Origin of the sequence: Streptomyces sp. NPDC059247 (assembly GCF_042754005.1) — a bacterium.
Lineage (GTDB): Bacteria > Actinomycetota > Actinomycetes > Streptomycetales > Streptomycetaceae > Streptomyces.
Map to the genome: position 1 here is coordinate 1 of NZ_JBHYZW010000024.1, position 10705 is coordinate 10705.

Here is a 10705-nt window from a genome sequence, read left to right on the forward strand (position 1 = left end):
GCCCCGGCCCCGGTTGTTCTCCCCCCCCGCCCCCCCCCCCGGGGGGGGGGGGGGGCCGGGGGGGGGGCGGGGGGGCCCCCCCCGGGGCCCCCCCGCCCCCGTGCGCTCGTGCCCTCAGGCCGAGGCGCGACGGACCAGGGACGTGGGGGTGATCACGGAGGCGGGGACGCCCGGACCGGTCCCGTCGAGCAGTCCCATCAGCAGCCGCACCATCAGCCGGCCCATGCCCTCCACGTCCTGGTGCACCGTCGTCAGGGCCGGGTCGGTCCTGACGACCACCGACGCCATGTCGTCGAAACCGACCACCGCCACGTCCTCCGGCACCCGCAGCCCCCGCTCCCGCAGGGTCAGCAACGCCCCCGCCGCCATCAGGTCGTTGGCGACGAACACCCCGTCGACGTCCGGCCGCCGGTCGAGCAGCTCCGCCATCGCGCGCGCACCGCTCTCCTCGGTGAAGTCGCCCCGGCACAGCAGGGCGGGATCGGCGTCGGCGAGGACGTCGTGGTAGCCGTGCAGACGGTCGAGGGCGGACGTCTGGTCCCGGGGCCCCGAGAGGTGCGCGATGTTCCGGCGGCCGAGACCCAGCAGATGCCGCACCGCCTCCCGGGCGCCGCCACGGTTGTCGCAGTCGACGAACGGCACCCCGGGACCGGTCCCCGGCGCCGGACGCCCGCCGAGCACCACGGGCACGCGGGCCCGGTCGATCACGCCGGGCAGCGCGTCCTCGTGCAGGGAGAAGGCGAGCGCCCCGTCGACGTGCCCCCCGCCGAGATAGCGGGCGATCCGGTCGTGATCGCCCGGCCCCTCCGCCCAGAGCAGCACCAACTGGGCGTCGTACGAGGTGAGCTCACGGCTGATGCCCCGTACCTGCTGCTCGAAGAACGGGTCGGAGAAGATCCGGAACTCGGGCTCGGCGATGATCACCGCCACCGCGCCGTTGCGCCGGGTGACCAGGGTGCGCGCCGCGTGGTTGGGCACGTAGCCGAGTTCCTCGACGGCCCTGCGGACCTTCTCGACCAGCGGGGCGCGGACACCGGCGCCGCCGTTCACGACCCGGGAGGCCGTGGCGCGGGACACGCCCGCGCGCGCGGCGACGGCTTCCAGCGTGGGGCGTGACCCCGTGGTCTGCTCGGACAAGTCGGGCGCTCCTCGGCTGCGTCGCGTGGCGGGCGGACGTGCGCGCCCCCGGGGATGATATCCGCGCCCCTGGGCCGCTGAGAGCGCTCCCAGAATCGTGTGGCGGGGTACGGAGGAGCCCTCCGTACGGTGGGGTCGTGCCACCGTACGGAGGGCTCCGCCGTACCGGTCGGGTGACGGAGGGGGTGTCAGCCGTTCCAGTCGGCCGCGCCGCGCACCATGTGATGGTCGGTCACCCTGTTGTCGAGGGGCATGGAGTCCCCGACGACGTGCCGGAAGTGGCGCGAGCTGAAGAAGATGTAGTCGATCTTGCAGTCGGTCAGGGTCTCCGGCACGGTGACGGGCGGGCAGCCGGGGCCCCTGAACGTCGGCTCGCCACCACGGCAGAGCCGGGTGCCCGCCGGGCACGCCGGGGTGTTGCGGGGGTTGTTGTCGGTCTGGTCCGCCTCGTCGAAGACGCCCTGGGCGCCGCCGCCGAGCGCGGGACGGTAGAAGCCGTCCATGAAGTTCTCGTCGGGGAACCCGTTGAAGTCCCCGCCCAGGACGACCGGGGTCCCGGCCCGCTCCCAGCTCTCGGCCTGTCGGCGCAGGACCGCGGCCTCGGCGTCCCGCAGGGAGTTGTCGTCCCAGTACAGGTGGATGGAGCAGGCCCAGCTCAGCCTGGACCGGTAGAGGGTCTGCACGCAGGGGACGCGGATGAGTTCCCGCTCGTTGCTCTGGGTCAGCTCGATCGTCGCCGTCCGGACGACGGTGCCCTTGACGAAGACGGCGACGCCGTACGCCTGGCCGCCGCAGACCGTCGCCTTGCCGGTGACGGTGGCGGCGAACTTCCCGCTGAACCCCAGGGGCGCGAGCTTGGCGCCGAGCTCGTCGTACTGCTGCTGGCAGACCTCCTGGAGATGGATCTGGTCGGCCTTCCAGGGCCCGGACGCCTCCGCGACGACGGCGGCGATCCGTCGCGCGTTGCTGTAGCCGCCCGGGGCCGGACCCTTGCCCTCGGGGCAGGAGTGGCCGCAGATGTTGTAGGTGACGAACCGCAGGCTCTGCGGAGTGTCGACGGGCACGGTGTCGGCGGCGGCGGGCGTCGGGGACGCGAGCGTGGTGAAGAGGAGTGCCGCCGCGGTCGCGAGCGCCGCGGCAAGCGTTCTGAGACTTCTCACAGGGGCTTCCTTAGGGACGGTGACGGGCTCTCGGGGTGGCCGAAAGGCGATGGAGGGCCGTGGTGTGCTCCGTACCGAGGGGTGGCTGCCGAAGGGCCGTGCGGGCGCACGGCCGCCCGGTACCGGGCGTGCGGGTCCGGCGGAGGGCCGGTCGGTTCCCTCTGCCGGGGTGGTGGTTGCGGGGTGCCGATGCCCCGTGCGGCTGCGCGTCTCTCCACGCCGGACTCAACGCGGTGTACGGCCATAGGAAGCGATGCGTTACGGACTTTCCGGGGCAGACCGTCCGGATGGTCCCTTGAGGGGCCGTCAGTGCCCCGTGCCAGGATCCGCCGTGACCGTCCCGCTCGAAGCCAAGGTGCCCGTTCTCCGGCGGGCGCACACCTCCGCCGTGACGCCGACCGGCCGCCGTCCACGATCCCGGCGCCGTCGGCGACGCGCGGGGAACCGTGGGGGAAAGTGCGGGTGTCCTGAATCAGACCTGGACCGAGCCCGGGGCCTTCGCCGACTCCAGGGCCGGGCGGACGCGGCGGCCGTGGACCGCAGGGCGCGGGCGCGGTGCGAACGGCCCGGCGCGCTGCCCGCCGTGGACGACCGCCGGGACGTGGGAGCGCGGGGGAGCGCCGGAGGCCCGTACGCCGGGCAAGCCGTCGTACGGGCCGGTGCGGCGGCTGCGCGCGGCCACCGGCCCGGGGCCGTACGGACTCCTTCCGGCCACGGGGAACGCCCGGGTACGCGCGGACGGCGCCCCCGGGCCGGTGCCGGGTGACGGCCCAGCGGGACCGGCGGAGGCCGGAGCGGGGACGGCGTCGCCGGGGCCTCGGCCCGCTCCCGGGTCAGTCCTCGTACAGTCCCGCCACGAAGGCGTGGGCCAGGGTGCGGGTATGGGTGAGGGTGATCAGCCAGGACCGCACCCCCGCCTCCTCCGCGAGCGCGGCGGCGCGGCCCGTCAGCCGCAGCGAGGGGCTGCCGGACGGGTCGCGGACCACCTCGATCTCGGTGAGCACGGAACCGTTGAGGCCCACCCCCAGCGCCTTGAGCACCGCCTCCTTGGCGGCGAACCGTACGGCGTACCGCTCGGCGCAGTCCGCCGGGACGCCGCAGTAGGCGCGTTCCTGCTCGGTGAACACCCGCTCCGCGAAGCGCGGCTGACGCTCCAGGACGGCCCGCATCTCGTCCACCTCCACCAGGTCCGTGCCCACGTTCAGGACCCGTCTGCCGATCAGGGCACGGGCCGCCCGTGCCGCCGCCTCCCCGACGTCCCGGCCGCTCTCCCCGAGACTCCCGCCGACCTTCCGCGCGGCCTCGCCGCCGCTCATCGACCCGATCATCATGCCAAGATCCAACTCTCTTGCTCCGCCGCGCGATCGGCCGATATGGTGCCGTGCCGTCACCCATGATGGAGCACGCGCGCGCCGATACCGAGCGCCGACCGAGAGGGTCCCCGCGATGAGTCTGCGGTTCACGCTTCAGCCCCACCCCCGCCCCACCGCTCCCGAGCGGCGCGCCGAGATCCTGGCCGACCCCAAGTTCGGCCAGTACTTCACCGATCACATGGCCCGCGCCGTGTGGACGGCGGACGACGGCTGGGGCGACGCGGCCGTGGTCCCGTTCGCCCCCGTCCCCATGCATCCGGCGGCGGCGGTCCTGCACTACGCGCAGGAGATCTTCGAGGGGATGAAGGCCTACCGGCACGCGGACGGGTCGGTCCGGACCTTCCGTCCGGAGGCCAACGGAGAGCGGTTCGCCCGCTCGGCCCGGCGCCTCGCCCTGCCGGAACTCCCGCTGTCCGCGTTCCTCGAATCGGTCACCGAACTCGTCAGGGCCGACCGTGACTGGGTGCCGACCGGTGAGGAACAGAGCCTCTACCTGCGCCCGTTCATGTTCGCCTCCGAGCCCTTCCTCGGCGTGCGGCCCGCCGCCGAGGTCACGTACATGGTGATCGCCTCGCCCGTCGGCCCGTACTTCGCGGGCGGCGTGAAGCCGGTGTCGATCTGGCTCTCCACCGACTACACCCGGGCCGGACGCGGCGGCACGGGCGCCGCCAAGTGCGGCGGCAACTACGCGGCGAGCCTCGCCCCGATGCGGGAGGCCGCCGAGCACGGCTGCGACCAGGTCTGCTTCCTCGACGCGGCGGAGGGCCGCTACGTCGAGGAACTCGGCGGGATGAACCTGTACTTCGTCACCGACGACGGCAGGCTCGTCACCCCCGAACTGGGCACGATCCTGGAGGGCGTCACCCGCGCCTCGATCCTGGCCCTCGCCAAGGAGGCGGGTCTGGAGGTCGAGGAACGGCCCGTCCCGATCACCGAGTGGCAGGAAGGGGCGCGGACCGGCGCGATCCGCGAGGTCTTCGCCTGCGGCACCGGCGCCGTGGTCACTCCGGTCGGACGGCTGGTGTGGGACGGCGGCGAGGTCGTCGCCCCGGACACGGACGCCGAGGACTCGGTGACCATGCGGCTGCGCCGCCGTCTGGTGGACATCCAGTTCGGCCGGGCGGAGGACCCGCACGGCTGGATGCACCGCCTCGTCTGATTCCCCGCCCCCGGCGGTCCGGCGGCCCCCCCCGCCCCGGGCCGTCCGGGACGGGACGGGGCCGGGCCCGGACACGCGGAAGGGCCCCCGAGGGGCTCGCGGACCGGCCCCGGGAGCCGTCAGGCTCCGCGCCCGCCCGCCGTCAGCAGGCCCAGGCCCACCGCCTCGTTCGGGCAGGTGCCCCCGCAGGCGTCCCCGGTGGACGTCACCCCCTCGGTGACCGGCAGACACGCGTCCGCCAGGTCCTCCGCCCGCAGGGCGCGGCCCCCGCCGACACCCCGCTGCACGGCCAGCGCCACCACGCCCGCCGCGTACGCCGTCGCCCCCGACGTCCCGCTGGACACCAGCCAGCCGTCGTCCGGGGCGGTCCCGTCGTAGGCGCTGTTGCGCCGGTCGAAGAGACAGCCCGGCTGGGTCGGGAAGACGATGTAGTCGCCGTGCGGAAGGAGTCCGCAGGGCCCCGACAGATCCGGCACGCTCCGGCCGGGGAACACCGCGGAACGGTAGCTCGACGCCAGGTCGGCCGCGCGCAGCGCGCCCCCGGGGGAGAGGTGCGCCCCGCCGACGGTGAGCGCGCCGGGCGTGGCCACCGACTGGAACATGGCGGAGGGCCGGTCCGTGGAGCCGTTGCCCGCGGCGAAGAGGACGGTGATGCCCCGCCGGACGGCGTCGGCGACCTCCAGATGCAGCTGCGGCTCGGCGCGCAGGGTGCCCCAGCTGCACGAGATGACGTCGGGGGCCAGCTGCACGGCCCGCTGGAACGCCGCCAGCGGGAACGAGAAGCCCTCGTTCGCCATCTTCACCATGGTCAGCTCGGCCCGGGGCGCGACCGCGAGCAGCAGCGCCGACATGGCCGTGCCGTGGCCGCGTTCGTCGGCGGCGGGGTCGAAGGCGGCCAGCGCGGGCACCACGGACGTCGTGTAGCCGTGCGCCCGGTGGTGCGGATGCGCGTAGAGCCCGGTGTCCACCATCACCACCCGGACGCCCTCGCCCCTGATCTCGGCGGCGTGCAGCGGCCCGGCGCCCGCGACCCGCACCGCGTCCTCGGGGAGCCGCAGGAAGCGGTCGGTGCGGGGGAGCGGGGGAGTGGCGCTCACCGCCAGTTCGAAGCCGGACCTGGGGACCTGGACGTCGTCGACGAGTTCCGGCAGGACACGGGAGCGCAGGGGGCCCGCGGCCCGGGTCTCGTACCGTACGGAACCCCGGATGTACTTGTTGCGGACCGGGCGGACCGTGCTGCCGAAGACCTCCGCGAGCAGGGCGTTCCCGCCGGACACGGTCAGTCCCGCGCCGGTGCGGGCCTCGACGAGCAGCCCCGCGCGGGCGTACGCGTCGGCGAGCCGGTCCACGGCCCCCGGGGGCGGCAGGAACTCCGTCACGGGGTGGCGCAGGAGCTGCCCGGGGTCGGAACCGATCCGCCGTCCGCCGGCCGAGCGGGGGACGACGGTGAGGGTGCCGCGCTCCTCGAAGCGGGCGAACTCCTCCTCCACCATGGGTGCCTTCCCTTCAGCCGGTCGTGAGCGCCCGCAGGCGCCGCCGGTCGAGCTTGCCGGACGGGGTCAGGTTCACGTCCTCGTCGCCGAGGAAGGTGATCCGGGCGGGCAGCATGTAGTCGGGCAGCCGCAGGGCCAGGGCGCGGCGCAGCTCCGGCTCCCCGGGGGGCCCGCCGACCGGACCGGGGCCGCCGCCCAGGACGAAGAGGGTGATGGCCCGGCCCGTCAGGGGATGGTCCTCCGGCACCGCGCAGCAGTCGCCCACCCCGGGCACCGCGAGGGTCGCCGCCTCGACCTCCGACAGGTGGACGAGGTTCCCGTTGATCTTCAGGGCGTCGTCGCGGCGGCCCAGGAACACGAGCGCGCCGTCCGCGCGGCGGCGGACGTAGTCACCGGAGCGGTAGTAGCGGGCGCCGCCCGGCCCCGGCAGCTCCACCACGGCACGGGAGGTGCGTCCGGGCTCCCCGCAGTACCCCGTCATCACCTGGGGCCCGCCGATGAGCAGTTCCCCGGTGGCCCCGTCCGGCACCGGCCGCAGGGCGTCGTCGACCACGAGCACGTCCACCGACGGCAGGGGCCCGCCGATCGGCAGGAACTCCTCCTCGTACCCGGCGATGTCGTCCACCAGGAAGAGCGTCGCGCTGTGCGTGGTCTCGGTCGGCCCGTACCCGTGGACGTACGTGAGCCCCGGCACCCGCTCGGCGAACGCGCGCAGCACCGCCACCGGGCAGGACTCGCCGCCGAACCAGAGCCGCCGCAGCGAGCCGAGGTCGCGGCGGGCCGCGTCGCTGAAGCGGCCCACCAGCATCCGGATCACCGAGGGGACGAGCAGCGTGTCCGTGATCCGCCACTCCTCGACCGCCCGGGTGATCTGCGTCGGCATCCGCAGCCGGGGCAGCAGATGCACGCTCCCGCCGACCAGGAACGTCGACCAGAGGTCCACGACGGAGGCGTCGAAGAACAGCGGCGCCACATTGAGGAAGCGCATCCCCTCCTCGAAGCCGACCGTCTCCTGCGCCCCCGCGAGGAAGGCGCACAGCGCCCGGTGGCTGATCACGACCCCCTTGGGGGAGCCCGTCGAACCCGAGGTGAACACCACGTACGCGGCGTCGTCCGGGTCGCGCCCGGCCGGGTCGGCCACCGGACGCGGAGCGGACTCGGCCCTCGGGTCCCACTCCCCGGGACCGTCCCCGACGGTCACCACCCGGCCCGCCGACGCCCCGTCGAGGAGCGCCCGGTGGCCGGGATGGACGAGGGTGACGGTCGGTTCGCACCGGTCGAGCAGCAGCGCGACGCGGGCGGCGGGCAGCGACTCGTCCACCGGCACGTACCGGGCGCCGAGCCGCAGCGCCGCCCACATCGCCGTCACCGAGGCGATCGACTTGTCCATCACCAGGGCGACGGTCGAGCCCCTGCCGACACCCAGCGACGCGAGGAGCCCGGTCAGGGCCTCGGTGCGCCGGGCGAGCGTCCGGTACGACACCGTCTCGCCGGTGTCCAGCGCCACCACCGCCGTGGCGTCGCTCGTGGACCGGGCTTCCAGGATCTCGTCGGCGTACCCGGGCACACCGCCCTCCGCCCGTCCGCTCATCGGTCCTCCTGCCAGGTGAGGGGGGAGTCGAGCCGGAGGCGGATCGCTTCGAGCAGCTCCGGGAAGGTGTCCATCCGCTGCTCGTACGAGCCGAAGTGGCCCATGCCCTTCAGGACGGTGAGGTCGCTGCCGGTCAGCCCGTGCAGCTCCTCGGCGACCGCCAGCGGCACCCACGGGTCGTCCTCGGAGTGGAACTGGGCGATGAACCGCTGGTTGGCGCGGATGGCGTCCCAGTCCCACGGCCGGTCGAAGAACCCGCTGCGCCGCTCCAGTTCGTAGCCGCAGTCGGTGTGGTGCCCGGCCACGGCGAACGTACCGAGTAGCGGCGCCGTCTCCGCGTACCGGAACGCGGCGAGCGCCCCGGAGGAGTGCCCGACGATCACCGTGTTCTCGTCCGGCCGTACGACGTCCGTGAGGTACGGCAGCCAGAACCGCAGCCGCCCCTTGATGGGGTCGGGGAAGGTCTGCGCCACCACCTGGTGGCCGAGGGCCTCCAACTCTCGCTTGAGATAGGGGAACCAGATGCCCTCGACGCTCGCTCCGGCGTTCCCGTGGATCAGGACGATCCGCACGTCCGCCCGGGAGCGGGGCCGGTGCGGCCCCGCTCCCGCCGTGGAGATCTCAGACAGGGGACACCTCGTCGTCCAGGAGCTCGTCGAGCAGCTCGGACAGCGAACCCAGGGTCGCGAAGTTCTCGACGGTCAGCAGCTCGGGTTCGAGCTCGATGTCGTAGAACGTCTCGAAGGCCAGCGTCAGCTCGATCATCTGGGTCGAGTTCAGCGAGAGGCCGCCGTTGAACAGGGGCGTGTCCGAGGTCAGTTCGACCTTCTGGTGGGGGAAGATCTCGGCGATGACCCCGCGCAGGTCGTCCTCGATGTCCGCCCGGGTCTTGCGGTCGCTCACCCTCGGTTCAGCTCCTCTCGGGCGCGGCGGGACCTTCGCCGGGCGTCTTCGCCGGGGTGGTCTCGTCCGCGGTCTTCGGCCGGGTCTGCAGGAACAGCGGGGTCCTGGGTATGTTCTGCGCGTCCTGGTGGAAGGGGTTGCGCTTGTTCTTGAGCGAGAGGTACATGGTGCGGCGGGCCCGCGCCTTCTCCTCGTCGGAGTAGAACAGGAAGGCGATGTTGCCCGCGTTCTCCCGGCCGACCTCGGTGAGCGTCAGGTCCTCGTCGGTCTCCACCGCGTAGCCGCCCTCGACGAGCCAGTCCACCTCGCGGCGGTACTTCTCGAAGTTGGCGACGTCCTCCTTCCGCACCGTGCCGAAGACGGGGAAGAAGACCATGACGCGGTTCTCGACCTCGTCCTCGCTGCAGATGCGGCCCTGCTCGATGGGGATGATCCCCTCCTCGACCTCCCGCATCCACCGGTCCACGTCGGTGTGGTTGCGGTAGCTGCGCTCGCCCATGTAGTTCTCGGCGGCGGGGCCGATGCCCAGGGTGTAGCTGGCGCGGTAACCGTTGCCGCCGCAGGCGTGGTTGAGGCCGATCTCGCCCGCGTCGTCGAGATGGGTGAAGAAGTTGATCAGGAGCTGCTTGTCGTAGCCGTACCCGGCGAGACCGTCCTTGATCTGCCGGTACTGTTCGCGCTCGATGGTCCCCGACGGCTTCACGTCGGCGACCTTGCCCGCCCGGATCTGCTGGTCGAGCCGGGTGCCCTCCCACTGGTTGAACCGGTACGTCTGCACGAAGCTGGGGCGCAGCTCGGCGCAGATGCCCTGGAGGTCCCGGCCGAGGACCTCGTCGTCCTGGCCCGGCAGGTTGTACATGAGGTCCAGGGCGAAGGTCCGGATGCCCGCCCTGCGGATGTTCTCCGCCGTGCGGTGGACCTGCTCGACGGTGGCCTTGATGGTGAGCTTGCGCCGGATCTGCTCGTCGAGGGTCTGCACGCCGAAGGAGATCCTGGTGATGCCCAGCGACTTCAGCATCTCGATGTAGCCGTCCTGGGAGAGCCCGAGCGGGCTGCCCTCCAGGGAGATGCCGTCGACCTCGCTGAGGTCGAACTCGCGGTGCACCGCCTCCAGGATGGTGGCCATCGAGTCCTGTTCGAGCGCGGAGGGCGTGCCGCCGCCGAACTGGACGTACTTGATCTTCGTTCCCTGGAAGTACTTCGAGCGCGCGTTGCGCTGGATCTCCTTCACCATGGCCTGGACGAAACGCTTCTGCCGTTCGCCCTGGTACTTCGCCGCGGACTCCTTGAAGCACGCGCAGAAGTTGCAGAACGCCTCGCAGAACGGGATGTGGAAGTAGAGCAGGATGTCCGTCCGCTCCGGGTGGGACTGCCGGTCCAGGAACGAGAAGTACTCGGCCTTCTCCGCCTCGTCGTCGAGGGCGTCCTGGAAGGCGCAGATCTTGGGGTAGAACCAGGTGACATTGGTGCGCTTCTCGGGGCTCTCGAACTCGTCCTTCAGATAGAAGTTCGAGTCGAGCCCGAGCATGAAGGGATTCTCGACAGGGGTCGTCATGGCCTCGGCTCCCACTCTCTGATCAGGAAGGCTGGCTGGAGGGCTCCCCGTGGGGACCCCGGCTCTTGAGGAGAACCGGGTACTGGGCGCTCTTCTCTCCGTTGATCTCGATCCACTGGAGCTTCTCCTCCGGCAGGTCGACGTCCGCCCAGATGGCCTCGGGCGGGCACTCGGCGACGCACGCGTTGCAGTCGATGCACTCCTCGGGGTCGATGTAGAGCATCTCGGGGCCCTCGTGGAAACAGCTCACGGGGCAGACGTCCACACAGTCCGTGTACTTGCAGCCGATGCACTCGTCGGTGACGACGTACGCCATTCTCGGTACCTCCGCGGT

Annotated in this window: 11 protein-coding genes; 1 reads left to right on the plus strand and 10 read right to left on the minus strand. The window is 72.7% G+C overall.

Annotation, left to right across the window (positions count from 1 at the left end; all coding sequences use genetic code 11):
• Nucleotides 1-114: 114 nt before the first annotated feature.
• The 4 genes from ACFXGN_RS28630 to acpS all read right to left on the minus strand — a co-directional run bounded on the left by ACFXGN_RS28630 (nucleotide 115) and on the right by acpS (nucleotide 3628).
• Complete coding sequence (locus ACFXGN_RS28630) at nucleotides 115-1137, minus strand: LacI family DNA-binding transcriptional regulator (RefSeq protein WP_384864681.1); 1023 nt, start codon at nucleotides 1135-1137, stop codon at nucleotides 115-117.
• A 188-nt stretch (nucleotides 1138-1325) separates the two neighbouring features.
• Nucleotides 1326-2297 carry an endonuclease/exonuclease/phosphatase family protein gene (locus ACFXGN_RS28635; RefSeq protein ID WP_384864683.1) on the minus strand — a complete coding sequence of 324 codons (972 nt, stop codon included), beginning with the start codon at nucleotides 2295-2297 and terminating at the stop codon, nucleotides 1326-1328.
• A gap of 472 nt (nucleotides 2298-2769) precedes the next feature.
• On the minus strand, nucleotides 2770-2979 hold the full coding sequence (locus tag ACFXGN_RS28640) for a hypothetical protein (protein ID WP_384864684.1): 210 nt from the start codon (nucleotides 2977-2979) through the stop codon (nucleotides 2770-2772).
• 151 nt (nucleotides 2980-3130) lie between these two features.
• Nucleotides 3131-3628 carry a holo-ACP synthase gene (acpS, locus tag ACFXGN_RS28645; RefSeq protein ID WP_384864686.1) on the minus strand — a complete coding sequence of 166 codons (498 nt, stop codon included), beginning with the start codon at nucleotides 3626-3628 and terminating at the stop codon, nucleotides 3131-3133.
• Between the two features lie 115 nt (nucleotides 3629-3743).
• On the opposite strand from acpS, the gene ACFXGN_RS28650 reads away from it, so the two are divergent.
• Nucleotides 3744-4829 (plus strand): branched-chain amino acid aminotransferase, encoded by a 1086-nt coding sequence (locus ACFXGN_RS28650; RefSeq protein WP_384864688.1) that lies wholly within the window; start codon nucleotides 3744-3746, stop codon nucleotides 4827-4829.
• A gap of 119 nt (nucleotides 4830-4948) precedes the next feature.
• Here the strand turns inward: ACFXGN_RS28650 and ACFXGN_RS28655 are convergent, their stop codons facing one another.
• From ACFXGN_RS28655 to ACFXGN_RS28680, 6 genes are read right to left on the minus strand one after another with little or no spacing between them, the layout of a single operon-like run.
• The gene (locus ACFXGN_RS28655) at nucleotides 4949-6322 is read right to left on the minus strand and encodes a S8 family serine peptidase (protein ID WP_384864689.1); all 1374 of its coding nucleotides are present in this window, start codon (nucleotides 6320-6322) and stop codon (nucleotides 4949-4951) included.
• Nucleotides 6323-6335: 13 nt separating this feature from the next.
• Nucleotides 6336-7913 (minus strand): amino acid adenylation domain-containing protein, encoded by a 1578-nt coding sequence (locus tag ACFXGN_RS28660; protein WP_384864691.1) that lies wholly within the window; start codon nucleotides 7911-7913, stop codon nucleotides 6336-6338.
• Nucleotides 7910-8485 (minus strand): RBBP9/YdeN family alpha/beta hydrolase, encoded by a 576-nt coding sequence (locus tag ACFXGN_RS28665; RefSeq protein WP_384864693.1) that lies wholly within the window; start codon nucleotides 8483-8485, stop codon nucleotides 7910-7912. The genes ACFXGN_RS28660 and ACFXGN_RS28665 overlap by 4 nt, the downstream gene beginning before the upstream one ends.
• 49 nt (nucleotides 8486-8534) lie before the next feature.
• Nucleotides 8535-8816, minus strand: coding sequence for an acyl carrier protein (locus ACFXGN_RS28670; RefSeq protein WP_384864695.1), 282 nt, complete (start codon nucleotides 8814-8816; stop codon nucleotides 8535-8537).
• Between the two features lie 7 nt (nucleotides 8817-8823).
• Nucleotides 8824-10371 (minus strand): coproporphyrinogen-III oxidase family protein, encoded by a 1548-nt coding sequence (locus ACFXGN_RS28675; RefSeq protein WP_384864696.1) that lies wholly within the window; start codon nucleotides 10369-10371, stop codon nucleotides 8824-8826.
• Nucleotides 10372-10393: 22 nt separating this feature from the next.
• Nucleotides 10394-10687: a ferredoxin family protein gene (locus tag ACFXGN_RS28680; protein ID WP_351784079.1), complete on the minus strand. Its 294-nt coding sequence runs from the start codon at nucleotides 10685-10687 to the stop codon at nucleotides 10394-10396.
• Between the last annotated feature and the right edge of the window lie 18 nt (nucleotides 10688-10705).

Excerpts from the sequence above, each read along its gene's own strand:
- acpS (WP_384864686.1), bottom strand. The coding sequence starts at position 3,628 with ATGATGATCGGGTCGATGAGCGGCGGCGAGGCCGCGCGGAAGGTCGGC.
- ACFXGN_RS28650 (WP_384864688.1), top strand. The coding sequence starts at position 3,744 with ATGAGTCTGCGGTTCACGCTTCAGCCCCACCCCCGCCCCACCGCTCCC.
- ACFXGN_RS28655 (WP_384864689.1), bottom strand. The coding sequence starts at position 6,322 with ATGGTGGAGGAGGAGTTCGCCCGCTTCGAGGAGCGCGGCACCCTCACC.
- ACFXGN_RS28660 (WP_384864691.1), bottom strand. The coding sequence starts at position 7,913 with ATGAGCGGACGGGCGGAGGGCGGTGTGCCCGGGTACGCCGACGAGATC.
- ACFXGN_RS28675 (WP_384864696.1), bottom strand. The coding sequence starts at position 10,371 with ATGACGACCCCTGTCGAGAATCCCTTCATGCTCGGGCTCGACTCGAAC.
- ACFXGN_RS28680 (WP_351784079.1), bottom strand. The coding sequence starts at position 10,687 with ATGGCGTACGTCGTCACCGACGAGTGCATCGGCTGCAAGTACACGGAC.